General features: G+C 67.9%; 21 protein-coding genes. 15 read left to right on the forward strand and 6 right to left on the reverse strand.

Annotated elements, in window-relative coordinates; all coding sequences use genetic code 11:
* Positions 1-38: 38 nt before the first annotated feature.
* Positions 39-1,754 (reverse strand): trehalase family glycosidase, encoded by a 1,716-nt coding sequence (locus OV287_RS26070; RefSeq protein ID WP_267536747.1) that lies wholly within the window; start codon positions 1,752-1,754, stop codon positions 39-41.
* 416 nt (positions 1,755-2,170) lie between these two features.
* Between OV287_RS26070 and OV287_RS26075 the strand changes: the two genes are divergently transcribed.
* Together OV287_RS26075 and OV287_RS26080 are read left to right on the forward strand one after the other, a co-directional pair.
* Positions 2,171-2,767 carry a dihydrofolate reductase family protein gene (locus OV287_RS26075; protein WP_267536748.1) on the forward strand — a complete coding sequence of 199 codons (597 nt, stop codon included), beginning with the start codon at positions 2,171-2,173 and terminating at the stop codon, positions 2,765-2,767.
* Between the two features lie 53 nt (positions 2,768-2,820).
* Entirely contained in the window at positions 2,821-3,408 is a 588-nt protein-coding gene (locus OV287_RS26080; protein ID WP_267536749.1) for an NYN domain-containing protein, read from the forward strand.
* A gap of 40 nt (positions 3,409-3,448) precedes the next feature.
* Here OV287_RS26080 and OV287_RS26085 read toward each other — a convergent pair whose 3' ends face one another.
* On the reverse strand, positions 3,449-5,827 hold the full coding sequence (locus OV287_RS26085) for a PPC domain-containing protein (RefSeq protein ID WP_267536750.1): 2,379 nt from the start codon (positions 5,825-5,827) through the stop codon (positions 3,449-3,451).
* Positions 5,828-5,902: 75 nt separating this feature from the next.
* On the opposite strand from OV287_RS26085, the gene OV287_RS26090 reads away from it, so the two are divergent.
* The 4 genes from OV287_RS26090 to OV287_RS26105 all read left to right on the forward strand — a co-directional run bounded on the left by OV287_RS26090 (position 5,903) and on the right by OV287_RS26105 (position 9,514).
* The gene (locus OV287_RS26090; protein WP_267536751.1) at positions 5,903-6,733 is read left to right on the forward strand and encodes an AraC family transcriptional regulator; all 831 of its coding nucleotides are present in this window, start codon (positions 5,903-5,905) and stop codon (positions 6,731-6,733) included.
* A 54-nt stretch (positions 6,734-6,787) separates the two neighbouring features.
* On the forward strand, positions 6,788-7,822 hold the full coding sequence (locus OV287_RS26095; protein ID WP_267536752.1) for an aldo/keto reductase: 1,035 nt from the start codon (positions 6,788-6,790) through the stop codon (positions 7,820-7,822).
* A 107-nt stretch (positions 7,823-7,929) separates the two neighbouring features.
* Entirely contained in the window at positions 7,930-8,718 is a 789-nt protein-coding gene (locus OV287_RS26100) for an exodeoxyribonuclease III (RefSeq protein ID WP_267536753.1), read from the forward strand.
* Positions 8,719-8,734: 16 nt separating this feature from the next.
* Positions 8,735-9,514 (forward strand): lysophospholipid acyltransferase family protein, encoded by a 780-nt coding sequence (locus OV287_RS26105; RefSeq protein WP_267536754.1) that lies wholly within the window; start codon positions 8,735-8,737, stop codon positions 9,512-9,514.
* On the opposite strand, the gene OV287_RS26110 is transcribed toward OV287_RS26105, so the two are convergent.
* Entirely contained in the window at positions 9,501-10,028 is a 528-nt protein-coding gene (locus OV287_RS26110) for a polymer-forming cytoskeletal protein (RefSeq protein WP_267536755.1), read from the reverse strand. The two genes, OV287_RS26105 and OV287_RS26110, sit on opposite strands and share 14 nt — an antisense overlap.
* A 153-nt stretch (positions 10,029-10,181) precedes the next feature.
* Here OV287_RS26110 and OV287_RS26115 point away from each other — a divergent pair, with 153 nt between their 5' ends.
* The 5 genes from OV287_RS26115 to OV287_RS26135 all read left to right on the forward strand — a co-directional run bounded on the left by OV287_RS26115 (position 10,182) and on the right by OV287_RS26135 (position 13,941).
* Entirely contained in the window at positions 10,182-10,625 is a 444-nt protein-coding gene (locus OV287_RS26115) for a 2Fe-2S iron-sulfur cluster-binding protein (RefSeq protein WP_267536756.1), read from the forward strand.
* Positions 10,622-11,791 (forward strand): ferritin-like domain-containing protein, encoded by a 1,170-nt coding sequence (locus tag OV287_RS26120; RefSeq protein ID WP_267536757.1) that lies wholly within the window; start codon positions 10,622-10,624, stop codon positions 11,789-11,791. Before OV287_RS26115 ends, OV287_RS26120 begins: the two co-directional genes overlap by 4 nt.
* A 146-nt stretch (positions 11,792-11,937) precedes the next feature.
* On the forward strand, positions 11,938-12,183 hold the full coding sequence (locus tag OV287_RS26125; RefSeq protein ID WP_267536758.1) for a fatty acid desaturase: 246 nt from the start codon (positions 11,938-11,940) through the stop codon (positions 12,181-12,183).
* Complete coding sequence (locus OV287_RS26130; protein ID WP_267536759.1) at positions 12,183-12,554, forward strand: hypothetical protein; 372 nt, start codon at positions 12,183-12,185, stop codon at positions 12,552-12,554. Before OV287_RS26125 ends, OV287_RS26130 begins: the two co-directional genes overlap by 1 nt.
* Positions 12,555-12,687: 133 nt before the next feature.
* Positions 12,688-13,941 carry a sialidase family protein gene (locus tag OV287_RS26135; RefSeq protein ID WP_267536760.1) on the forward strand — a complete coding sequence of 418 codons (1,254 nt, stop codon included), beginning with the start codon at positions 12,688-12,690 and terminating at the stop codon, positions 13,939-13,941.
* An 8-nt stretch (positions 13,942-13,949) separates the two neighbouring features.
* Here OV287_RS26135 and OV287_RS26140 read toward each other — a convergent pair whose 3' ends face one another.
* On the reverse strand, positions 13,950-14,984 hold the full coding sequence (locus OV287_RS26140; RefSeq protein WP_267536761.1) for a threonine aldolase family protein: 1,035 nt from the start codon (positions 14,982-14,984) through the stop codon (positions 13,950-13,952).
* Positions 14,985-15,014: 30 nt separating this feature from the next.
* Positions 15,015-18,692 carry a hypothetical protein gene (locus tag OV287_RS26145; RefSeq protein WP_267536762.1) on the reverse strand — a complete coding sequence of 1,226 codons (3,678 nt, stop codon included), beginning with the start codon at positions 18,690-18,692 and terminating at the stop codon, positions 15,015-15,017.
* Positions 18,693-18,827: 135 nt separating this feature from the next.
* On the opposite strand from OV287_RS26145, the gene OV287_RS26150 reads away from it, so the two are divergent.
* Positions 18,828-19,895, forward strand: a complete 1,068-nt coding sequence (locus OV287_RS26150; protein ID WP_267536763.1) for a hypothetical protein — start codon at positions 18,828-18,830, stop codon at positions 19,893-19,895.
* A gap of 36 nt (positions 19,896-19,931) precedes the next feature.
* Here OV287_RS26150 and OV287_RS26155 read toward each other — a convergent pair whose 3' ends face one another.
* Positions 19,932-20,390 (reverse strand): universal stress protein, encoded by a 459-nt coding sequence (locus OV287_RS26155; protein ID WP_267536764.1) that lies wholly within the window; start codon positions 20,388-20,390, stop codon positions 19,932-19,934.
* A 250-nt stretch (positions 20,391-20,640) separates the two neighbouring features.
* Between OV287_RS26155 and tnpA the strand changes: the two genes are divergently transcribed.
* The 3 genes from tnpA to tnpC are packed head-to-tail and all read left to right on the forward strand — an operon-like array spanning position 20,641 to position 23,084.
* Positions 20,641-21,030 carry an IS66 family insertion sequence element accessory protein TnpA gene (gene tnpA / locus OV287_RS26160; protein ID WP_267533913.1) on the forward strand — a complete coding sequence of 130 codons (390 nt, stop codon included), beginning with the start codon at positions 20,641-20,643 and terminating at the stop codon, positions 21,028-21,030.
* A gap of 26 nt (positions 21,031-21,056) precedes the next feature.
* The gene (gene tnpB, locus OV287_RS26165) at positions 21,057-21,368 is read left to right on the forward strand and encodes an IS66 family insertion sequence element accessory protein TnpB (protein WP_267533914.1); all 312 of its coding nucleotides are present in this window, start codon (positions 21,057-21,059) and stop codon (positions 21,366-21,368) included.
* Positions 21,369-21,416: 48 nt separating this feature from the next.
* The gene (gene tnpC / locus OV287_RS26170) at positions 21,417-23,084 is read left to right on the forward strand and encodes an IS66 family transposase (RefSeq protein ID WP_267533915.1); all 1,668 of its coding nucleotides are present in this window, start codon (positions 21,417-21,419) and stop codon (positions 23,082-23,084) included.
* Positions 23,085-23,157 lie beyond the last annotated feature (73 nt).

The following is a 23,157-nucleotide window of genomic DNA, read 5'->3' on the forward strand; positions in this document are numbered from 1 at the left end:
CGTTTGTAACGCCACGCCGTAGCCGAACCCCTTGCGCCTCACGGAGCCGCGGCCGGCTGCTGTTGCTGCGGCTGAGTTCTCGGCCAGGCTCTCACGGCGGGTTCCTGCTCCTGCTGGAGCCCGTGCTGCAGCTCCAGGAAGACGCCGTTGGTCCACCCGAAACCGACGACATTCTCCGCATAGCCGGCCTTGACCTTCACCTCCGAGGAGCGCGTCACCATGTTGTACTTCTCCCGGATGGTCCCATCGCGGCGAAAGTCCTCGGCGACCGTGTCGAGGAACTTCCGGGAGAGCCGGTCGGCGTCCGCCCCAAAGCCGTAGCGGCGCAGCCCCTCGACGGTGAGAAGCTGGATGGGAGCCCACCCGTAGGGGTAATCCCATTGGGTGTGTGACTCCTGGCGGCTCATCGCCACACCGCCGGGCTGCTCGAAGCGGGAGAGTTTGCCCGCCACGGCCCGTGCCTGCTCGGGGGACGCCAGCCCCACCCAGAGCGGATAGAAGGTCGTCGCGTACTCATAGGTCGAGCGCTTGCCGGCCACGAAGTCGTAGTCGAAGTACATGCCACGCTGGGCGTCCCACAGGTAGCGGTTCACCAGCTCCTTGCGCCGTGCGGCGCGCTCCCGCCACGTACGCGCTTCCGCGGTGCGGCCCAGCAACGTGTTGATGCGCTCCAGGTCCGTCTCTGTCTTGTACAGCAGGCTGTTCAGGTCCACCGAGGCGTAGTGGTGCATGCTCGCGTTGAAGGGCCCGTTGTGGAAGGAGACGTCGAAACCCGACTCGCGCATGCTGCGGTCGCCCTTGTAGTAATCCTCCGTGAGCGTGAACGACTCCATGGCCGTGCAGCTCGTCGTCCCGACCTTCTGCTCACAGACCTGGAAGGTGAACACGGGGCTCGTGTCGGTTGTCTGCCGGGTCTCCGGGTTCACCTCGCGCAGATAGGGCTTGCCGGCCTCCGGGTTGCGCAGGAAGTACGCCACCACGTCTCGATAGTAACGGGCGTGCGTGTCGAGCTCGGGCACCGGCCCCTCGCCGAAATCAAAGTAGCGGGACAGCCCTGTCTGCCCGGCCAGGTGCTCTCCCCGGACCCACATCTCGTAGTCGCGGGTCAGATAGGGCAGGGCCTCGGTCAGCCACGCACGCTTCTCCGCCTCTCCGAGGGAGTCATGGACCGCCAGCACCATCGAGGAGAGAAAGGGTGGCTGGGAGCGGGTGAGGTAGTAGGTGCGGTTGGCGTTGAGCACCGCGCCGTAGTGCTCGAGCTCGAAGAAGAAGTTGCGCACCATGCCCTGGGCCAGCTCGTCCCGCCCGTCGCGCAGCAGCCCGCGGAGGATGAAGTAGCTGTCCCATCCGTACATCTCGTTGAACATGCCGCCGGGCACGACATACGGATGCTCCAGGAAGAGCAGCCCCGGCGGATCAATCGCCTGGACGTTCGCCTGTCCTGGTTCAGTGATATCCGAGGGCAGACGCTGGATGCGCACCTGAGGGCATCTCTGGCGCAATTGCTGGACCACCAGGGGCTCGGGCAGATCCTTGGGCAGATAGAGCACGGAGCGCTCCGGGACCTTGGGATCCGCCAGGACCGAGCATGTCTCCAGGGAGCGCGTCAGCACATCCCAGTTGAGCGAGATGTACACGCGGACGTCCCAGTACTCGGGCAATTTGGCCTGGGGAGCCGCGTTCGCCACCAGCGAGAGCGCGACGATGAGCCCCGGAACCCATGCGGGCATGCGAGACCGTCGAGTGCCTGCCATGTTGCCCCCTTCCTTCACCTATCCCTGGGAGAGAAGCTTGCCGCTCATGCGCCTGGCGGCAACGGATGACGGGGTAGGGCGGAGCGTTCGACACCAGACAGCAGCAGCAAACAAGAAGCTTGTCTCGAACGTGCGCCCGTGAGACCTTTCGTTCCGGCACGGGAAACCGTGTCGTCCATGATCTCTCTTCGCTAAAAACCTCCGCCCCATGTAGCGACCTTCGAGTGTGACGACGTCTGTCACCCTTGGTCGGTGTGCCGTGCGCATGCGAGGAGCGGAGATCCGTCCCCCTCAAGTTCATCAACAGGTCTTCGGGCTCCAGGTCCGCGGACCCGCCACCTCTTGCCGTCGCGCGTCCCCGTGCGAAGCGCACCCGTGCGCGACGGAGAACCACAACTCACGCCATCGGAGCTCCTATGCAATCCCAGATGCGCAAGCTCAAGTACCACGTCGCAACGACCCTCGACGGCTTCATCGCTCGCGAGGACGACTCGGTCGACTTCTTCCCCTCGGACATCTCGCCCGATCACGTGATGGACTATTTCCACTCGTTGCTGTCGGAGTACGACACGGTGGTGATGGGCCGCGGTACCTACGAGCCCGCGCCGAAGGTGGGGATCACGGACCCGTACCCCTCCTTGGAGACCTACGTCTTCTCGCGCACCATGAAGGAGAGTCCGGATCCGCGCGTGCACCTCGTCCGAGAGGATCCCGTCGCCTTCGTGCGGGAGCTGAAGTCGCGTCCCGGCACGCAGGTTGACATGAGCCGTGCCGTGCGCGCGGCCAAGATGAGCGTTCCCAAGGACATCTACCTGTGCGGCGGCGGGCCCCTGGCAACGACCCTCTTCGACGCGGGCCTCATCGACGAGGTCATCATCAAGCTGAACCCGGTGCTGCTCGGGTCGGGCAAGACGCTCGCGCCGCACCTGGCTCGGAAGGCTGACCTCGAGCTGCTCTCGACCAAGGTGTACCGCAACGGCGTCGTGCTCCTGCAGTACGCCGTCAAGCGCTGAGGCTCGGCAGGTAACGTCCTCCCATGGCGTGGAGTCGGAGTATCCTCCTCGCCATGGTTTCCTCACGTCCTCCCGCAGCCTCCTACGTCATCATCGACGCCGAGAACGTCGACTGGGCCGTGTCCAACGTCGTGGGACGCAAGCCCGAGCCCCAGGATCGTGTGCAGTTCGATCGACTGGTGGCCTTCTGTGAAGAGCACTTCCCTAAACCCGTGCGCTGCATCGTGGTGCTGAACGCTCGGGGTGAGCAACTGCCGGACGTGATGATCGGCTTCGTGCGCGCCCTGAAGACCGCCGGCTGCGACGTGGTGCTCCTCCATGGACGGCCTGACCAGAAGGTGGTGGACCTGGGCATCCTCAAGCTCCTGGAGGCCATCCGCACCCAGCGCCCCAAGGCCGCGGTGGCGCTCGCCAGCCACGATGGGACGGATTTCGCGGATGCCCTGCGCCTGCTGCTCGAGGAGAAGCGGCAAGTCGCCATCCTGGGTCTGCGCGAGTACATGAGCCAGCGCTTCCGTGAGCTCGTCCCGGCCGGGCTGGAGATCCTCGATCTCGAGCTGAATGCCAAGGTGTTCCAGAGGCCGCTCCCGCGCCTGCTCCCGGTGCGTGTGGACGAGTTCGACCCCACGCTCTTCCTGTAACGCAGAGGGGCTCGGCCGTGGTGGCCGAGCCCCCGTTCCGCTACTTCGCCACGGTGATCGTGTACGGGGTGACGGTGGCCTGCTGAGACTGGTACGCCACCTTGACGTAGAAGGTGCCCGCGGCGGTGCCGCTGTTGAAGGACTTCGTGCCCGTGCCGCTGGCGAGGACGCTGGCCTTGTTGGTTCCGTAGACGGTGAACATGACGCCGTTGCTCGGGGACAGTGTCGCGGTGTACGTGGTGTTCGCGGCCAGTGACACGGTGAAGTAGTCCACGTCGGTGGGGACCTGCAGCTTGCCGGAGGTGGCGGCGCCGAGGACGAGCGCCGTGCCGTTGGTGTCGGTGTCTCCGTGGTCATCCAAGCCCTGATCGATGAGCTGCCAGGTGTAGGGGGAGGCCTTGTTGTCCCCGGATGCGAGCCGCATGTAGTACGTGCCCGCCGAGGTGAACCGGTAGGTGATCTGGGCGTTCTGGGCGCTCGTGGCGTCCGACGTCAGCAGACTTCCTCCGGCGTTCATCAGGTACAGGTTGCAATTGAAATTGCTGGCGGCGTCACAGGTGAAGGTGAGCGTTTGGGTCGCCTGGGCCTGGAAGGAGAACCAGTCCTCGTCCCCGGGGAAGTCCACCTTACCGGCGGTCGGGGTGGTGGAGGGGGTGACGGCCGTGGCCGTGGGCAACGTGTCGCCGTGGTCGTCCACGCCCAGGTCCTTCAGGGTCCACTTGTAGGTGGTGGTGATGTTCTTGGGGGAGACCGGCAGGAGCCTCACGTAATAGGTGCCCGTCGTACCGAGCTTGTATTGCACGACCGCGCTGCTGGTGGTCGTAGACGAGGAGGAGCGCACCGCCGAGCCCGTGGCATCCAGAATGCTCGCGTTGCAGGTGACGTTGGTGGGGGCGCACGTGAACTCGTAGATGTGGCCCGCCTGCGCCTGGAACGACAGCATGTCCACGTCCTCGGTGATCTCGAATTTTCCGTCCGTCTGGGTGTCAGTCGGGACAGTGACCGGAGTGGCCGTGGCCAATATGTCGCCGTAGTCATCCACGCCCAGGTCCGTGAGGAGCCACTTGTAGCCGCCGTCGGTGAAGGCCCCCGTGGTGGTGATCCGCACGTAGACGGTGCTTGCCGTGTCGAACTCGGCAGCCACCGCCTGGGTACCGGCGAGAGTCGTGGAGCCGCGCTTCAGCACCGAGCCCTGGGCGTCCACGAAGGCCACGTCGCAGGTGAAGTGGGCGGGCATGCTGGGGACGGTGGCATCACAGGTGAACTGGTAGATGTGGCCCGCCTGGGCCTGGAACGAGAACACGTCCAGGTCTCCCGGGTAGTCGAGCGTGCTGCTGGTGGGCGTCGTGCTCGGGGTGGCCGGAGTGGCCTGCGCGGGCGTGTTCGCATCCGCGTCGATCCCCAGGTCCGTGAGCGTGTAGCTGTAGCTCTCGCGCCGCTTGCCGGTGCGCTCACTCAGGCGCAGGAAGTACTCACCCGCGGTGGCGACACGGTAGATGAAGCTCGCCGTGGTGGCGGACTCGCTGGAGGCCAGCACGGCCGTCCCATCCGTGCCGAGCAGCTCCAGCCGCAGCAAGGCGGTGGTGGGGGTGGCGGCCCATGACGCCTCGATGCGGTAGGTGCGGCCACTTCCCTCCAGCTTCATCCGCACCACGTCCACGTCCCCGTTGAACTGCAGCATGCCGGAGCCAGGCGTCTGCGCGGGAGTCATCACCGTGGTGGCCTGGGCGGGCTCGTCCGCGAGGTCGTCCGTGCCCAGGTGATTGAAGGAGACCTCGTAGGGGCCCACCGTGGAGCGATTCGCCGAGACGATGCGGGCAAAGAGGTTCCCAGTGGTGCGAGCCTTGTACGCCAGGCCCATCTCCAGCTCCGAACCGGTCTCCGAGGCGAGCACGGTGGTGCCATCCGCGCCATACAGGTCCACTCGCAGCCGCAGCTCCGAGCCGCCGATGGCGACCACCTCGTAGATGTTGCCGCTGGTGGCGGACAGGCGGAACCAGTCCTCGTCCGAAGGGGCGCTTATCGTGTGCGATTCCCAGGCGCTCAGGGTGTCCACCGGGCGCGCGAGCGACGGGCACTCGTCGGGCTCGAAGGCGTCACCCTGGGAGTGCCGGCGCGCGCAGTCGGGCGGCGGATCCTGCTCGCAGGTGTCACCGACGGGGAAGTACCCGGAATTGCATGCGCAGACTGCCTGTCCGCTCGACACCGAGCAGACTGTCTTGTTCGGCGCGGTGCAGGGATTGGGCTCGCACGGGTTGGGAGGCGGAGGCGGCGGTGTCGTGACATCCGGCACGCATGCCCCACCTTCTACGTGGTAGCCCGGCTTGCACTCGAGCTCGGTTCCAGGACAACCCGCGCACAGCACCAGCAGCACCCACGCGGGCAGCGCGGTGAACACATTCCTTGGGAAGACGCTCATGCAGGTGCGATTTATCACAGTTGGCGCAATGCGCGGCCGGACGTCAGTATGGAGGCCTGAGCGGGAGGACGCGGCGTGCCGAAACCCCTGGTGGATGTGGACGCGGTGGAGGCGCCGGCCTTCTGTCTCGCCGATGAGTTGTTGCCCTTCACCTCGGCGTGGCACTCCCACCGCAAGCACCAACTCCTGTACTCGTCGCAGGGAGTGATTCACCTGGAGGTGGAGCGGGAGCAGTGGTTGCTTCCTCCCCAGCGCGCGGCGTGGCTGCGCTCCGGGACCCGGCATCGGATTCGTGTCTCCCAGCCGGTGAGCCTGCGCACGGTGTACCTGGAGCCGAAGTTGGTGCGCGTGCCTCCCGAGGGGGAGTGCCGGGTGTTTACCATCGAGCCGCTCGCGCGGGAGATGCTCCTCTACTCCACCCGCTGGGGTCCGGAGCGTCCGCCCAGGGATGCCCTGGCGGATGGCTTCTTCGGGACGCTGGCGCTGCTGTTGTCCGAGTGGGCCTCGGGGGCCCAGGAATGGCGGCTGCCACGGGCCCGGACGCCGGAGCTGGAGCGGGCCATGGCCTTCACGTTGAATCACCTGGGCGAGCCCATCTCCTTCGAAGACGCGGCACGCGCTGCGCGGTTGTCTGGGAGGACGCTCTCGCGGCGTTTCGAGGAAGAAGCCCAGACGACGTGGCGGAGGTTCCTCCACGACGCGCGGATGCTGCGCGCCATGGAGCTGCTCGCGGAGGAGGGGGCCCGGGTGACGCAGACGGCCTACGCGGTGGGCTTCGAGAGCCTTGCCTCGTTCACCCATGCCTTTCACGCCTTCACCGGCGAGCGCCCCCGGGACTTCCGGCAGCGGGTGGCTCGAGGCTCGGAGCCTTCACTTCGTGCTGCGGCCTCATCCTCGATTCGTTAGATCGCGCGTCTCCGCGCCCGTCGGCGCGCTCGTCTGGATGGGAAGGTCGACACCATGGAATTTCGGCAACTTGGCAGCTCAGGCTTCAAGGTCCCCGTGCTCAGTCTGGGCACCGGGACGTTCGGTGGCACCAACGAGTTCTTCAAAGGCTTTGGCGAGAGCGACGTGAAGGAGGCCACCCGGCTCGTCGACATCGCGCTCGATGCCGGGATGAACATGTTCGACTCGGCCGACATCTACTCCGGTGGCGTGGCCGAGGAGATCCTGGGCCAGGCGCTCAAGGGCCGGCGCGAGCGGGCGATCATCTCCACCAAGGCCACCTTCCGCGCGGGCTCCAGCCCCAACGACGTGGGCTCGTCGCGCTACCACCTCATCCGCTCCGTGGAAGGCAGCCTGCGCCGCCTGGGCACTGACTACATCGATCTCTTCCAGCTCCATGGTTTCGATGCCGTCACGCCCGTCGAGGAGACGCTCAACGCGCTCGATGATCTCGTGCGCAGCGGGAAGATTCGCTACATCGGCTGCTCGAACTTCTCGGGTTGGCACCTCATGAAGTCGCTGGCCGTGTCGGAGCGATACAACCTGGCTCGCTACGTGGCCCACCAGGCGTACTACTCGCTCGTCGGGCGCGAGTACGAGTGGGAGCTGATGCCGCTGGGGCACGACCAGAAGGTCAGCGCCGTCGTCTGGAGCCCGCTCGGGTGGGGACGGCTCACGGGCAAGCTCCGGCGCGGCCAGCCCCTGCCGGAGGGAACGCGGCTGCAGAACGCCATGACGGCCGCGGGCGGTCCGCAGGTGCCGGAGGAGCACCTCTACAAGGTCGTGGATGCCCTGGATGAGGTGGCGAAGGAGACTGGCAAGACGGTGCCGCAGATCGCCCTGAACTGGCTGCTGCAGCGTCCCACGGTCGCCAATGTCATCGTCGGCGCGCGCAATGAGGCGCAGCTGCGCCAGAACCTGGGGGCTATCGGCTGGAACCTCACCCCGGCGCAGGTGGCGAAGCTCGACGCGGCCAGCGCCACGCCCTCGGTCTACCCCTACTGGCACCAGAAGCAGTTCACCGAGCGCAATCCCTTCCCGACCTCCTGAGTCCCAAGAGGTAGGCTCCCCCTGTGACCCCCGCTCGCTCCCAGAGGGAGCGGGGAGACACACGGAGGGACTGGAAAAGCGCGCGCCGCTCGGGCAATGAACGGGGTGTGCGGATTGTCTCCTGGAACGTGAACGGGCTGAGGTCGGTCCACAAGAAGGGCTTCCTGGACTGGTTGGCGGCCGAGAAGGCCGACGTGGTGGGCGTGCAAGAGGTGCGCGCCCGCGAGGACCAGCTCCCAGAGGAGGTGCGCGCCCCCAAGGGGTGGCGTACCTCCCACTTCGTCGCCGCCGAGCGCCCTGGCTATAGCGGGGTGGGCCTCTTCGCCCGCAAGCCGCCGGATGAGGTGGAGACGGTGCTGGGCGTGAAGGAGATGGACGCCGAGGGCCGGTTGCAGGTGGCCCGGTTCGGCAGCCTCACGGTGGTCAACTGCTACTTCCCCAATGGCAACGGCAAGGAGCGGGACAACAGCCGCGTGCCCTTCAAGCTGGCCTTCTACCGGCGCCTCTTCAAACGGCTGGAGAAGGGCCTGCGCGACGGCGAGCGCATCCTGGTCATGGGGGACTTCAACACAGCGCATCAAGAGATCGATCTGGCGCGCCCCAAGGACAACCGGGAGACGAGTGGCTTCCTCGCCGAGGAGCGCGAGGAGTTCGACCGGTGGATCCGCGCCGGCTGGCTGGACACCTTCCGTCACTTCGAGAAGGGGACGGGGCACTACAGCTGGTGGAGCCAGCGCTTCGGGGTTCGCGAGCGCAACGTGGGCTGGCGCCTGGACTACGTGCTGGCCTCACCCGGGGCCATGCCCTACGTGAAACGCGCCGCCATTCACCCCCATGTCCTCGGTTCCGACCACTGCCCGGTAAGCGTGGATCTGGACCCCAAGGTCCGCCGCTGATAGGCCGGGAGACTTCATGAACGCACTGCTCTCCATGTATGCGTGGCTGGAAACCGGCCTGGTGGCCCTGACGGGCTTCTGCCTGCAGGCTCCGATGGTCATCACCTGGCCCTTCGACAAGCGCAAGGTGATTACGGGCCGTGCCTTCCGGCTCATCGGTGTCACCGCGGCCAGGCTCAACCCCTTCTGGAAGTTTGGCGTGTACGGCAAGCCGGTGCCCCCCGCGGGCCGCACCGTGGTGGTGAGCAACCACGAGTCCAACGCGGATCCGTTCCTCATCTCCTTCCTGCCCTGGGAGATGAAGTGGCTGGGCAAGGCCTCGCTCTTCAAGATTCCCGTGGTGGGCTGGAGCATGTGGCTGGCTGGGGACATCCCCGTGCGCCGCGGCGAGAAGGACTCCGCTTCGGCCGCCATGGCCACCTGCGCTCGCTGGCTGGACAAGGGCATGCCGGTGATGATCTTCCCCGAGGGCACGCGCTCGAAGACGGAGGATCTGCTGCCCTTCAAGGACGGCGCCTTCCGGCTGGCCATCGAGGCGGGCGCGGACATTCTGCCCGTGGCGGTGAGCGGGACGCGCCGGGCGCTGCCCAAGCACTCGTGGCGTTTTGCTACCTCGCGCGCTCTGGTGACGGTGGGAACGCCCATCTCCACCAAGGGCATGACGCTCGCGGATGTGGATCGGCTCAAGGACATGGCCCGGGAGCAGATCCTCGCGCTCCGGGCCACGATGATGCCGCTCACGGGCGTCGAGGGCGGGGCGCCCTCCGAGCATGAGCGGGCTGTTACTCCTCGGTAATGCGAAGCTCGCAGTTGCGGCTCCCCTTGCCGCTGAGGGCTTTACCGATGAGCTTCTGGAAGAACTCCTCTCCGTTGATGTTGATGGAGAGCTGGTTCTTCTCGCCGGCGATGGTGGCCCCCTCGTCGGCGTGAATCGATCCGCCGATGGCGTTCACATCCCCCGCGATGGTGGCGCCCTTCTGGATGTAGACGTCCCCGCCGATGGCCGAGACGTCCCCGGACACCCGGGCGCCGGCCTCCACCGTCACCTTGCCCCGGAGCGCCGCCACGTCATTCACCGTGGTACCCGCGCGGACGATCACGTTGCCGTCGATGGCTACCGCGTCCCGGACCGCGCCCTTGCCCTCGACGACCAGGTCCTTGCCCTGGGAGACCAGGTCCCCCTTCTTGACGCTGATGGTGCACTTCTCGTCCTTGGCCTTCTCTTCCTTCTTGGCGTCATCTCCCGCGTAGGCGGCGGGCACGGCGAGCAGCGAGAGGATGGCGAGGGCGGACAGCAGGGGCTTGGACATGGTGCTTGGGCTCCAGGAGAGCGGCCGCTCGAGGCGGCGCATCCGGTTCTACGGCTGTCCGCCGGAGTGATTGCCCCGCTCAACGTCTTCGGGCCGACGTGAGGGGAGGGGGACGCTTGACGCGTTGTCGAGCGGCTCACTACGCCTGGGAGGGTGAAACGCTTCCTCGACCAGCTCCGGCGCGATCTCTCCATGGTGAGGGACGGGCTCGCGGGGCGGACCCCTCCACCACTCGTGCGCCGCGCGGGCAGGGCTCCGGCGTCCTCCGTCCGGAGCGCCGGGTCCCCCTCGCGGATCGCGGATCCGTCCGAGACCCTGTCTGGCGCTCAGCCCGTGGAAGTGCGCCTGGGCGGGGTGTCCCACCGGCTGATGGCCGCGCCGGGCGCCACGGTGCTGGAGGCCGGGCTCGCCGCGGGACTGCCCCTGCCGTACTCCTGCGCCGTGGGCGGCTGCGGGACGTGCCGGCTCTCGCTGCTCTCGGGTGAGGTCCACCTGGAGGAGCCGAATTGTCTCTCCCTCGAGGAGCGCGCCAGCAGGCAGGTACTCGCGTGTGTGGCGCGGCCGCTGTCTCCAATCACGGTGGAGGTGTCGCGATGAAGCAGCTGTTGACGTTCCTGCCCCCCAAGGCCCGGGCCCGGTTGGATCCCTATCTGGAAGCACTCGGCATGGTGGCGGAGATGAGAGATCCCCGAGTGCTGGGTGCGCTGCTGCCCTCGGCCGTGCGCGGGCTTCTGCTGCTCCGTGGCAAACAGGGAGTCCCCACCCGCATCGCCTCGCGCCACCACGCCCACTTCGACTGGAGCTATCCCGCCGATCAGCCGGAGATGGCCGAGCTCTACCAGCGCGCCAAGCGCGGCCAATGGGACGGGGCCGATCTGCCGTGGAACCTCTCCGTGGATCCGTTCAACCCCGAGGTGCCGCTCCTGCCCGAGTCCTTTGTCAATTTCGAGGCCCTGGAGGTGCTCGGCATCCGGCTGGATGCACGGGAGAAGCGGCGCTTCACCGCGGACCTCGCCGCCTGGATGCTCTCCCAATTCCTCCATGGTGAGCAGGGCGCCCTCTTCGCCGCCGCCCAGGTGACCGAGGCCGTGCAGTTCTTCGATGGCAAGCTCTACGGCTCCACCCAGGTCATGGACGAGGGCCGCCACGTCGAGGTCTTCCACCGCTACCTCGACCAGAAGCTGAACAAGCTCTATCAGATCAACGACAACCTCTTTGTCATCATCGACGCGCTGATGAGCGATGGCCGCTGGGACATGAAGTTCCTCGGCATGCAGATCATGGTGGAAGGCCTGGCGCTCGGAGCCTTCGGAACGCTCTATCGGCAGACCCGAGAGCCCTTGTTGCGCGAGCTGCTCTCCCGCGTCATCCAGGACGAGGCGCGCCATGTGCACTATGGCGTGCTTGCCCTGCGCGAGCAGTTCACCTGCCACCTGTCCGAGCGCGAGCGCCAGGAGCGCGAGGACTGGGCCTTCGAGATCGCCCTGCTCATGCGCGACCGTTTCATCGCCTACGAGGTGTATGACGAGTGGTTCGCGGGGCGCCTGTCCCGTGCCCAGTGGCGTGGCTTCGTGTCCGTGGCCCCGGGGCTGGAGAACTTCCGCCACACCATGTTCTCGAGGCTGGTGCCCAACCTGCGGGAGATCGGCCTGATGAGCCCTCGCATCCTTCCGAGGTACGAGGAGGTCGGGTTGATGCGTTACTTTGGCGGGGCCGCGGCGGATCGCGTCACTGCCGCTGACTTGCTGGCCGAGGTGGCTTAGCTGGAGAACGAACGCTTCTGGATTCAGGTCACCCGCGACGGTCCGCACATGTTACGAAGGAGGGCTTGCCGAGCTGGGGCAGGGCCGCGCGGGGATCTACCCCGCCGGGCCGAAGACCCATCGGGGGGCGCGAGAGCGGGTGGACGTTGGCGCTGGCGACGAAGGCGAAGTTTCTAGATTGGTACCTCGGTGGGCTCAACTTCCAGGTGGTGCACCACCTGTTCCCGCGGGTCTGCCACCTGCACTACCCGGCGCTCTCGCGGATCATCGAGAAGACCTGTCTGGAGCACGGCGTGCGCTACCGCACCCAGGACAATGTGCGCGCGGCGCTGGGGAGCCACGTGCGTTGGCTCAAACGGATGGGCCGGCCTCTGGCTGCGGAGGCCGTGTGATGAAGATCGAGAATTCAGAGAAGGTCCGCTTCGGGCGTGGGCAGAAGTTCCGGCTCTCCACGAAGGGCAACGAGGCCGTGTCGGCCTATACCCTCCTCGTCGAGAGGTCTCGGGCGGGCATGGGGCGTGCGCAGTTCGACGCGGCCCGGGGTGAATGGAGCGGGCCTCGCGGGCTGACCTCCGAGGATGGGCTCTTCCTCGTGGAGTTCGGGGTGGGGGAGCGGACGATCTCCGAGGTGACCCGTAACCTCGATGACTGTGCCAGCCCGAGGGAGGTCAAGGCCGCGGTCGAGCGGCTGCTGGAGTGCGGCATGCTCGAACCGGTGGTTGTGCAGGCCCCACCCCCTCCGCCGCCGCGTCGCTATTGGTAGTCCTCTGGGCCCCCGAGCCCGTGTGCCGGTTGTCCATTCGACGGCACATCTGGTCCACCGTGCGATTCAGCCTGGGGGCTCGCATAGCGAAGTTGACCCTGCCTGTCCCAAGAGCAAGTGAGGGGGGGACTCAATGGGGGCTTTCAGGTGGTTGTGGGTATGGGTGCTGCTGGCGCCCCAGGCCGGGTACGCCCGTGAGGTGTTCGAGACTGCCGGGAACTTCAGTGAGACGCGGGCCAATTCTCGTGAACCTGCGGTGGCGGTGGTGGGCAACCATGTCTTCGCCGCGTGGATCGACATGAAGACGGGTTACGGGGACGTCTACTTCCGGCAGAGCGCGGATCGGGGGCTGACCTACAGTGCGGCCCAGAAGCTGAGCGACAGCCACGCGCGCGCCTCGGACGTCCAGGTGGCGCGGATTGAGGGCGATATCTACGTCGTCTGGGCCGAGGAGGGCATCCGCCTCCGGGCGAGCCACGACTTCGGGGTGACCTTCGGCCCCATCCAGGTGCTGAGCGCACGCGGCACGGCGCCTCGGATTGTCGCCATGGGTGGGAACGTCTACGTGGGCTGGCGCGGCTCGGAGCGAGGAAGCGACCTCTTCTTCCGGGCGAGCCACGACTTCGGCGACACCTTCGAGGCGCCCATCGAGCTCAGCGAGCAGGCGAAGGGGAGCGATCTGTCTCTCGCCGCGGAGGGCGACTCTGTCTACGCCGTCTGGGACGATGGTTCCCAGGTGTTCTTCCGCCAGAGCATGGACGAGGGGCGCTCGTTCACGCCCACGCAGGTGCTGGATGAGGGGAGCGCCGCCTCCGAGGACGCGAGTCTGGTGGCGCAAGGGACGGGGGTGTACGTCGTCTGGCGGGAGGGCAGCGGCTGCGCCAGTGAGATTGCCTTCCGCCGGAGCATCACGCGCGGCGCCAGCTTCGAGCCCATCCTGAACCTCAGCAACAACGCCGTGGCCTCGCTCGATCCGCTGCTCGAGGTGAAAGACGCGTTCGTCTACGTCCTTTGGAAGGAGAAGGTGGCGGGCAGCACGGACATCTTCTTCACGCGGAGCATCGATACAGGTGGCACCTTCGAGGCGCCCAGGAACTTGAGCCAGACACCGGGCAAGTCGTCGCAGTACGCGCTCTCTACGTCGAGCGGCTTCGTCCGCATCGTCTGGCGTGACCGCTCTGAGGGCGGGGGCGACATCTTCTATCGCTCCAGCGCTGACCGGGGGGCGAGCTTCGAGGAGACGCAGAACCTGAGTCAGTCTCCCGGGAAGTCCACCTCGCCGGTCATCATCTCCTCGGGCAGGGCCGCCGAGGTGCATGTCCTCTGGGAGGAGGACCTCCCCGGCAATCGGGAGAGCTTCTACCGCCGGGGAGTGCTGGCGCCCTGAGCTGAGGCTCAACCGCCCACGAGCTCGCGCAGCCTCGTGGCGAAGCTGCGCACGTCCTCCTCGGTGGTGTCGAAGGACGTCATCCAGCGCACCTCGGAGATGGACTCGTCCCAGACGTAGAAGAAGGTGTGCTCCTGCATCCGAGGGATGAGCTCCTTGGGCAGGGACGCGAAGACTCCGTTGGCCTGGGTGGGCCGGGTGATTCGCACCTTGGGCAGGGAAGAGACTTCCCGGGCAAGCAGCGCCGCCATGGCGTTGGCGTGGCGCGCGCTCTTCAGCCAGAGGTCATCGGTGAGCAGCGCCTCGAACTGGGCGGACACGAAGCGCATCTTCGAGGAGAGCTGCATGCCCTGCTTGCGGAGGAACCTGAAATCCGGCGCCAGCTTGGGATCGAAGACGACCACGGCCTCGCCCATCATCAGGCCGATCTTGGTGCCGCCGAACGAGAGGATGTCCACGCCGCAGTCGGTGGTGATGGCGCGCAGCGGGACGCCGAGCGCGGCGGCGGCGTTGGAGATGCGGGCGCCATCCATGTGCAGGTACAGGCCATGGCGGTGCGCCAGGTCCGCGAGCGCGCGGATCTCCTCGGGCGTGTAGATGGTGCCCAGCTCCGTGGACTGGGAGATGGAGATGACGCGGGGCTGCACGTGGTGCTGGTCTCCCAGGCCGCGGATGCGTGGCTCCACCAGCGCCGGAGTCAGCTTGCCGTCCGGGGTGGGGATGTCCACCAGCTTGCAGCCGGTGGCCTTCTCCGGGGCGCCGCACTCGTCCACGTTGATGTGCGCTGTCTCGGAGCAGAGCACGGCGTGGTACGGCCGCAGGAGCGCGCTCAGGCCCAGCACGTTGGCGCCCGTACCGTTGAAGACGAAGTGCACGTCCACGTGCGAGCCCAGGTGCTCACGGAATTTCGCCACCGCGCGCTCGGTCCACGGGTCGCCGCCGTAGGCCAGGGCGTGGCCCACGTTGGCTCGGGCAATGGCCTCGAGGATCGTCGGGTGGATCCCCGCGTTGTTGTCGCTGGCAAAGCCTCGCTTCGGATTCATTCGGTCGTTCGCTCCTGTCACTCGTGTACTTCAGGGCCGGCCCTGTTGCGCCTTGCCCTGCTTGAAGAGCTCCTGCTCCGCCTTCTCGCGCGGGTGATCTCCCGCCAACCTCGCGTCGATGGCCAGCTCCAGCTCCACGTCCTGCCGCGAGAACACTGCCGCCGCCGCCTGCTCCAGCACCACGTCTCCCGCTGCCTTCGCCAGCACCCAGTCCGACAGCCTGGGCTGGGCCTTGGCCCGCTCACGCGCGCGCTCGACCGCTTCCTTCAGCTCCGGCTGCGCTCGCAGCACCGCCGCCACCTCCGAGCCCGAGGGGCCCGTCAGCGCATGGTGCATCATCGTCGCCGTGGTCTGGATGCGCCGCTCCTCCTTCAACACCTTCGCCAGTGCCTCGGACTTCGCCGCCCCGCGCTCCACCGCCGCGAAGGCCAACGCCGTCTCCAGGTCCCCGCTCACGCCGAGCTGCGGCCAGAGCTTCGCCGCCTGACGGTAGGTGTCCACCAGCGCGTCGAGCTGCTCCGCCTTCGGCTCGATGAAGTCGCGCTGCCAGAGCAGGACCTCTCCCAGCAGGTGCCATGCCGCCGCGATCGTGGGCGCGTGGTTCGTCTGCTTCGCCCGCTTCAAGGTCGCCTCGGCCCGGGCCACATATTGGGCCACCCATTTGACCAGCTTCGCGTCCATCTCGCCCGACTCCCACTTGCGGCGGACCTCGGCCCTCGAGCCTCCCTCGAAGGCAGGAAGCGTCTCCAGCCGCTTCGCCAGCGCCGCCAGTCCCCGCTCGTCCCGGTGCAGCCGCAGCCAGGCCAGCTGCCGCTCCCAGGCCGAGGCCTTCCCGGGCGCCAGGGTCTGCTCCTGCTGGCTCAGCTCCTGGCTCCGGCGCAGGGCGGGATCTCTGTCCATCGCTCGCAGCACCTCCTCTCGCAACGGGCCTCCGAGCAGGACCCTGAGCAGCTCCTCCGCCTCACCCTCCTTCAGGTGCAGCGGTTTCGTGCGCACCCAGCGCTCCAACACGGTGACGGTGCCCAGGTACTGCTGCGCGTCCGCCAGGTTGCCCATCACCAGGGCGTTGTCCGGCTCCAGCCGCACCGCGTTCTCCAGGTGCCGCATCGCCGAGCGCAGGTGCGCCACGTCCCCCGTCGCCAGATACCGACCATGCAGCGACAGGGCCGCATTGTTGGCCGACGTCGAGCTGTGCTTCGCATCCCTGGCCCGGAAGGCCACGCACTTCGCGAAGGCCCGATCGGCCTCCTCCAGTCGACCCTCGCGCAGCGCTCGCTCCGCCTCCAGCTCCAGCAGTGAATCCTGGATGTTCGGCGAGCTCGTATCGCTCCTGCGCAGCCACTTCTCCTGCTCGTCCTCATCCGTGGCCATGCGCGCCATGAGGGACGCCGCCCAGTGCTTGTACGTCTCCTCCGTCGCGGTGGAGTACACCTCTTCGGCGAGAGGCCGGGCCTGATCGATCCGATCCATCTCACGGTAGACGCGGGCCACCTCCAGGGTGAGCTCCGGCTGCTTGCGCTCCACTACGCCGCGCAGCTCCTTGTCTCCCTCTTCGGCCCGGCCGAGCCGGTGGTACACCTGTCCCAGTCCCAGGTGGAAACGCGGATCTCCCTCGGCCTCCTGGCGGATGGCGAGGAAGACCCGCTCGGCCTCACCCAGCAGCGCCTGGCGCGCCGTGCCTTCCGTCTCGTTGGCCCGCTGCAGCTTCACCATGCCCAGCATGAGCGAGGCCGGCACCACCGGCTGGTGACGCAGGTACTCCTCGCGCAGCTTCTCCAGGCCGGGGTCCTTCTCCATCCGCTCGGACAGCCACTCGCTGAAGATCTTCTGCTGCTGCTCCTCGCTGCCGGAGGCCACCTCCAACCGGCTCGTCACCTCCGTGGGGAGCTGGCCCGCTCGCGCCTGCGAGATGAGCCGATCCTCCAGCGCGCTCGACTCTTGCTCGTACTTGCGCTGCACATGCTGGAAGGGCTCCAGGTGCTCGGCGATGAAGGCGGAGAGCACCGCATCCGCCTCGGGGAGCTGTCCCAGGTCACGGTGGCAGAGACCGAGCATCATCTGGGCCTCGCCCGTGAGCCGTCCCACAGGCCCGAGCGCAGTCAGGGTGGCCAGTGCCCCCTTTGCGTCACCCTCGCTCCGCGCGATGCCGGCCACCGCTACCGCCAGCTCCTGGTTGCCCGGAGACGCCTTCAAGGCCTGGACGAGCTTCGCCTCGTCACCCTCCTCGATGAGTGCCGTGTCCTTCGCGTGCGCGGCGTGGGCCGCCTCCAGCCGCGTGAGATAGAGGGCCACCGTGTCTTTGTGGGACTTGTCCAGGTCCCTGTGTCGCCTCCACGCCTCCACCGCGCCAGAGGTTTCCATCCACAGCGAGGGCGCCTCGCCGAAGGAGTCGATGATGGCCTGGGCCGCGTTCAGTGACTCCTTCCCGGGCAGCTCGACATAGAGCGCGAGCGCCTGCAGCGGCCTCTCCTTCACGAGCCGCTCCGCCAGGGAGCGCTTGATCGCCACTTGCCGCTCCATCAGCGCGGGCGTGCCATTGACCACCCGCAGTCCGGCTTCCACCACCGCGAGCGCCGCCCGTGCGTCCGCCGGCGTCTCCTGGCCGATCTCCCGGGCGCAGCCGTCGAGCCGCTCGCCCAGCCGGGCCGCGGTGGCGCCGACGATGAAGTTGGAGGGCAGGGTGGAGACGCCCCTCACCACGCGGCCCACCGCATCCACTGCGTCCCTCGTGCAGGGCGTGGGCAGACCCGCGAGGCTCAAGCGCACCACTGCGTCCACCGCCTGGGCGCGCGCCGACGCATCCTCGTGCGCGTCGATGACGGAGCGGTAGCGCTCGATGGCCTGCTCGCGCGAGAGGGTGGCCTCCGCCGACTGGACCTCCTCCAGCGCCAGCCGCGCCAGGCGCTCCGGCGAGTTCAGGTAGCCATCCACGCCCGACCAGAGGAGCAGCCCCGCGGCACCAGCGAGCACCAGCCGCTGCCACACGCGCGTCACCGGGCCGAGCGACTCCTTGGTGTAGAACTGGTAGGCGTTTCCGTCCACCTCGCGCACCCGGTAGGAGGCCAGCGGGAACACGGGGATGAAGATCAGGCTGATGAAGGTCGTGGCTATATAGGATCCGTCCGGGGCCTCATCGCGCTTGCCGTACAGCCCCACGCCGCAGCCATTGATGCGGAAGAGGGAGGGGGCGCCCTTGAGGGGACGAGGGCCCCGCAGCGCAGCACGAGCCGCTGCCTTCAACGCGGGCTGGCGGGTGTCCTTCGCCACGCGCTTGAGGAGGGCGTCCGCCTTCCCGAGCTGGCCCTTGCCCAGGAGCCACCCTGCGTACTCGAAGCGGCAGAAGACCTCCGGCTCGGCCAGTCCGGCCTCGAGCTCCGCGCGCTGCGAGGCGTCCTCGGACAGCCGCACGGCTTTCTCCAGCAGGCGGCGGCAACCCTCGGCGCTGCCCGTGGCGTGCAGGAGCGCCGCGGCCCGGGCGACCACGCCCGCCACCCGCTTGCGCACGAGCACCTTCAGCTCGGCCTCCTCGGCCTCCTCCAGCGCACCGGACAGGCCGTCGAGCACCTTGTCCAGGCCTTGGCGCACCATGTCCACGCGGACCTTCATGCCGGCCCAGTCTGTTCGATCCGGATCCGGCTCCAGCACGTCCTCGGCGAGCAGCCCCGCGACGTGTCGGATGTCCTCGGCCAGCGTGTTCAAGCGCTCCATTGATTCCCCCCCTCCAGGGACTGAATACGCGCGGGACCATAGGCGATACGCGGGGTGGGTGCGAGCCCCCGCACGGCAGGCGCCACTCTTGCAGTCCTCGCCGGATGGAGCCCTCGGGAGGACCCTCATTTGGACATGACGAACCACCGGCGCGACCTCGCCATCTGGGGGTACGCCTTCGGCTACTTCGCCTGCTACGCGCCCTACAGCGCGCTCACGAAGGCCCTTTCACATGGCGCATTGGAGGGGATGACGCGCGGTATCTCCGGCTTCGAGCTGCTGCCGTGGAGCACGCTCGCGTCCGGACTGGGCATGTTCCTCTTCCTCACCGGCCGGGGTTGGTGGCAATACGCGAGCACCCGTACGTTCCTGGGCCTGCGGATTCCCTTCCCTGGGCCGTGGACGTTCCTCTCGGGGCTGTGCTCCGCCGCCATCATCGCCACCACCACGCTCGCCTATACCTTCAGCGGCACGTCCATCGTCTTCATGATGCTGCTCATGCGCGGTGGGGTGCTGATCCTCGCGCCGCTGGTGGACGTGCTGAGCCAGCGCCGGGTGGCGTGGCCCTCGTGGGTGGCGCTTGGGCTGAGCTTCGCCGCCGTGGGGGTGGCCACCGCGCCCGGCGTGGATGCCCGAGTCACCACGGCGGCGCTGGTGGACCTGGGTGTGTACCTGATCGGCTACTTCATCCGGCTGCGCTTCATGAGCCGCCTGGCCAAGACGGGTGAGCCCTCGGCCGGCATTCGCTACTTCGCCGAGGAGCAGATGGTGGCCACGCCTGTCCTCGTGGCGGTCCTGGCGGTGGCGGCGCTCATCGGCGAGGGACCCGTGCTCTTGGACATCCGCCATGGCTTCACGGAGCTGTTCGCGCGCGGTCGGGTGCTCGAAGAGCTGCTCGTGGGCGTGCTGTCGCAGGGCACCGGTATTTTCGGCGGCCTCATCCTCCTGGACCACCGGGAGAACTCCTTCTGCGTCCCGGTGAACCGCGCCTCCAGCATCGTCGCGGGCGTGGTGGCCACTGGACTGCTCTCCGTCCTGCTCGGCCTGCCAGGCGTGGGGACTCGGGAGTCGGTGGGCGCCGCGCTCGTGATGGGGGCGATGCTGGTGCTCAGCCTTCCTGCTGTGCTCCAGGCGCGTCGGGCGGCAAAGCGGGACACCCAGCTCCCGGGCTCGGAAGCGGGGACCGGCGCTTCGGGGCGGTGAGGGGAGGGCGGCGGCTCGAGGCCACCGCCTCCGGGCTCACTTCTCCTCGGTCACATGCAGGGTGAGGACAGGGCAGTGGGCCCGGGCAATGACCTTCTGGGCCACGCTGCCCAGCAGCAGTCTCGGCAGGCCCCGTCGGCCGTGCGTGCCCATGACGATCAGATCAAACCCGCCCGCCTCGGCGACGCGGAGGACGGCCGCGGCCGGCTCTCCCACTTCCAGCCGCTGGGTGATGGGACCCGGAGCTTTGAGCGAGCTGATGAGCGTTGTCAGTTCCTTGCGTGCCGCCTCGAGCGCCGTCTTCTCCAGCGACTGGGGATTCCAGCCCGGTGCGGCCACCAGGAGATCCGGCGCCACGTACTGGGGCGGCTCCCAGGCGTGCATCACCTCCATGGAGGCGTTGAATGGCCGGGCGAGCTGCACCGCGTAATCGATGACGGCCTTGGAGCCCTCCATCAGGTCCACGGGTACGAGGATGCGAGAAGGCGTTGGCATTGGTATTCCCTCCGTTGCGGCCCGGACCCCGACGTGGGGCGGGCGTTCTGTGGCTTCATCCCTGAAAGATGTGTGCCAGGGCGGTTTCACGCACGGTACGGTGTTTGCGCGCAAACTCTTCCGTGCGGTGGCGGAAGGGGCGCAAGCCTTGCGCCTGACGGAAGCCTGCCCGGAGGGGTAGGGCGGGCGTAAGCCTCCGATCCAGCCCAGGTAGTGGAGGTGCTGGAGGGGTCGCAGAGTGCGCGGCGCGATGACGACGAACACAGCGACGACAAAGACGGAGCCGGCGTGGTTGGAAGCAGCGCGGCAGCCGAGGTGGACCCCGGAGGTAGCAGCAGAGGTGGTGCGAGCGTGGGAGGCGGAAGGAGGTACGCAGTCGGCCTTCATGCGCAAGTACGGGTTACCGCGCGAGAGGCTGCGCTTCTGGACGCGCAGGCGAGAGGGAAAGGAGGGAGCGCGGACGGCCATGGCCTTCGTGCCCGTGGAGGTGGCGCCCGCCGAGCGGAGTGAGGTGGGGCGGGAGCAGGGGGAGGCGGTGCAGGTGGAGGTGGGCGGGGTGAGAGTGAGAGTGGATGCGAGAGCCAGCCAGGAGTTGGTGGCGCGGGTGCTGCGGGCGGTGAAGGAGGTGCAGGGGTGCTGAGGCTACCGGAGGGGGTGAGAATCTGGGTGGCGACGCAGCCGTGCGACATGCGCAAGCAGGCCGACGGGCTGAGCGCGCTGGTGCAGGGCAGTCTTGGGCAGCAGCCGAAGTCGGGCCACCTCTTCGTCTTCTTCTCGAGGAGAAGGGATTTCGTGCGCATTCTCTTCTGGGACGCCAACGGCTACTGCACCGTGAGCAAGAGACTGGAGGCGGGGCGCTTTCGGGTGCCGGCGCCCGTAGAGGGCCAGGCCGCGGTGCACCTGGAAGCGCGGCAGCTCGCGGAGTTGCTGTCGCTGGTGGAGGCCAGCAGCGCGGTACGGCGAGGCGAGGTGCATTGAGTCCGCGCTTGCGCGCCCGGCCCCACTTCGTGCATAGGCACGGTGCGCATGACTTTTCCCGTCACCATTGAAGAAGAGAGGGGCCAGCAGGAAGAAGCCCAGCCGACCGCCTTCGAGGCGGACGACATGGAGGCGGTGCGCGCCTACATGCTGCAACTGCTGATGGAGGGCCGCGGCGAGCAGGCCGTTGAGATGTTGTTGGGCCTGTTGGGTCGGCTGCGCGAGGAGCACAGCTCCACGACGGTGCGACTCCAGCAGGCGCTGCGGCAGCTGTACGGGCGGCGCAGTGAGAAGACTCCCGCCAGTCAGCTCCAACTCCTGCTGTCATTGTTCACCCAGCAGCAGTCCGCCGAGCCAGAGGCCGTGCCCGCCACCGTCGACGGTGCACAGGCAGCCGCCCCAGCGGCCCCGCCGGCCGACGCGCCGAAGAAGACGCCCAGACGCGCGCCCCTCCGCGGCGCCCAGGCCCTGCCCGCGCACCTGGAGAGGCGCGAGGTGCTGGTGCAACCCGCGGCCGAGGAGTGCGTCTGCCCGGGTTGCGGTGAGCAGAGGCAGCCCATGGGCGAGGAGGTAAGCCAGCGACTGGAATTGGAGCCGGCGCGCTTCTACGTGCGGGTGGAGAAGCGCCCGAAGCTCGGGTGCCAGCGCTGCAAGGAGGGGGTGGCCGCCGCGCCCGCCGGTGAGGCGCCATTGCCGGGAGCGCTGCCCGGCCCGGGGTTGCTGGCGCAGCTACTGGTGGGCAAGTACCGCGACGGGCTGCCCCTGCACCGCCAGCAGGCCATTTTCGACAAACGCCACGGGGTGAGGCTGCCCGCCTCCACTCTGGGCGACTGGGTGGCGGGGGCCAGTGACTTGCTGGCGCCCGTGGTGGCGCTGCTCAAGCAGCGCACGCTGGCGGACGCCTTGCTGCACACCGACGACACCGGGGTGCGCGTGCTGGACAGGGACGACGCCCGCGGCATCAAGCGCGGACACCTCTGGCCGTACGTGGGAGTGGGCGGCAACGTCTTCGTGGAGTACACCCCCGATTGGAGTGGCACGGGCCCCCAAGGGGTGCTGGCCGACTTCCGGGGCTACCTGGTGGTGGACGGCTACAAGGGCTACCAGTCCCTCTTCGGCCCCACCTCTCCACGCATTGAGGTGGGCTGTTGGATGCACGCCCGGCGTGGCTTCGAGCGCGCATACGTGGCCGGAGACGCTCGCGGCGGCACGGTGCTCACGCTCGTGCAGAAGCTGTACGCCGTGGAGCGGCAGGCCCAGGACGCGGGGCTCTCCGCCGAGGCACGCCTTTGCCTGCGCCTCGAGCACAGCCGCCCCGTCTACGAGGAACTCTTCGGCTTGCTGGAGGAGTGGGCCCCGCACGTGCCCGCCAAGACGCCGCTGGGCAAGGCCATTGCTTACGCGCGCAACCGCTACCTCCCCCTGGGCCGCTTCCTCGAGGACGGACGCCTTCCGGTGGACAACGGCGAGGTGGAGCGCCTCATCAAGCTCATTGTCCTCGGACGCAAGAACTGGCTCTTCCTGGGCAGCGATGCCGCTGGCCACCGGGCCGCCAGTGTCTACTCCCTCGTGCTCAGCTGCTACCGGCTGGGCATGGACCCGTGGGCCTACTTCCGCGACGTGCTGCCCAAGCTCGGCGACACCCGCTTCCCCGCCTCCCGCCTCGCGGAGCTCCTCCCCGAGTCGTGGGCTCAGCAGCAGGCTCAGCAGCGATAGGCTTGTCGACGCGCCATCCATCACGCGGCCACCGTGCCATGCTCCTCGGTGGCCGACACCATGGGCTGGACCG

It is taken from the genome of Archangium lansingense, from assembly GCF_026626635.1.
In the GTDB taxonomy this organism is placed as follows: domain Bacteria; phylum Myxococcota; class Myxococcia; order Myxococcales; family Myxococcaceae; genus Archangium; species Archangium lansingense.

What these genes read in the sequence shown, in the direction of transcription:
- OV287_RS26070 (WP_267536747.1), bottom strand. Translation starts at nt 1,754, where the DNA reads ATGGCAGGCACTCGACGGTCTCGCATGCCCGCATGGGTTCCGGGGCTC.
- OV287_RS26075 (WP_267536748.1), top strand. Translation starts at nt 2,171, where the DNA reads ATGCAATCCCAGATGCGCAAGCTCAAGTACCACGTCGCAACGACCCTC.
- OV287_RS26080 (WP_267536749.1), top strand. Translation starts at nt 2,821, where the DNA reads ATGGTTTCCTCACGTCCTCCCGCAGCCTCCTACGTCATCATCGACGCC.
- OV287_RS26085 (WP_267536750.1), bottom strand. Translation starts at nt 5,827, where the DNA reads ATGAGCGTCTTCCCAAGGAATGTGTTCACCGCGCTGCCCGCGTGGGTG.
- OV287_RS26095 (WP_267536752.1), top strand. Translation starts at nt 6,788, where the DNA reads ATGGAATTTCGGCAACTTGGCAGCTCAGGCTTCAAGGTCCCCGTGCTC.
- OV287_RS26105 (WP_267536754.1), top strand. Translation starts at nt 8,735, where the DNA reads ATGAACGCACTGCTCTCCATGTATGCGTGGCTGGAAACCGGCCTGGTG.
- OV287_RS26110 (WP_267536755.1), bottom strand. Translation starts at nt 10,028, where the DNA reads ATGTCCAAGCCCCTGCTGTCCGCCCTCGCCATCCTCTCGCTGCTCGCC.
- OV287_RS26120 (WP_267536757.1), top strand. Translation starts at nt 10,622, where the DNA reads ATGAAGCAGCTGTTGACGTTCCTGCCCCCCAAGGCCCGGGCCCGGTTG.
- OV287_RS26130 (WP_267536759.1), top strand. Translation starts at nt 12,183, where the DNA reads ATGAAGATCGAGAATTCAGAGAAGGTCCGCTTCGGGCGTGGGCAGAAG.
- OV287_RS26135 (WP_267536760.1), top strand. Translation starts at nt 12,688, where the DNA reads ATGGGGGCTTTCAGGTGGTTGTGGGTATGGGTGCTGCTGGCGCCCCAG.
- OV287_RS26140 (WP_267536761.1), bottom strand. Translation starts at nt 14,984, where the DNA reads ATGAATCCGAAGCGAGGCTTTGCCAGCGACAACAACGCGGGGATCCAC.
- OV287_RS26145 (WP_267536762.1), bottom strand. Translation starts at nt 18,692, where the DNA reads ATGGAGCGCTTGAACACGCTGGCCGAGGACATCCGACACGTCGCGGGG.
- OV287_RS26150 (WP_267536763.1), top strand. Translation starts at nt 18,828, where the DNA reads ATGACGAACCACCGGCGCGACCTCGCCATCTGGGGGTACGCCTTCGGC.
- OV287_RS26155 (WP_267536764.1), bottom strand. Translation starts at nt 20,390, where the DNA reads ATGCCAACGCCTTCTCGCATCCTCGTACCCGTGGACCTGATGGAGGGC.
- tnpA (WP_267533913.1), top strand. Translation starts at nt 20,641, where the DNA reads ATGACGACGAACACAGCGACGACAAAGACGGAGCCGGCGTGGTTGGAA.
- tnpC (WP_267533915.1), top strand. Translation starts at nt 21,417, where the DNA reads ATGACTTTTCCCGTCACCATTGAAGAAGAGAGGGGCCAGCAGGAAGAA.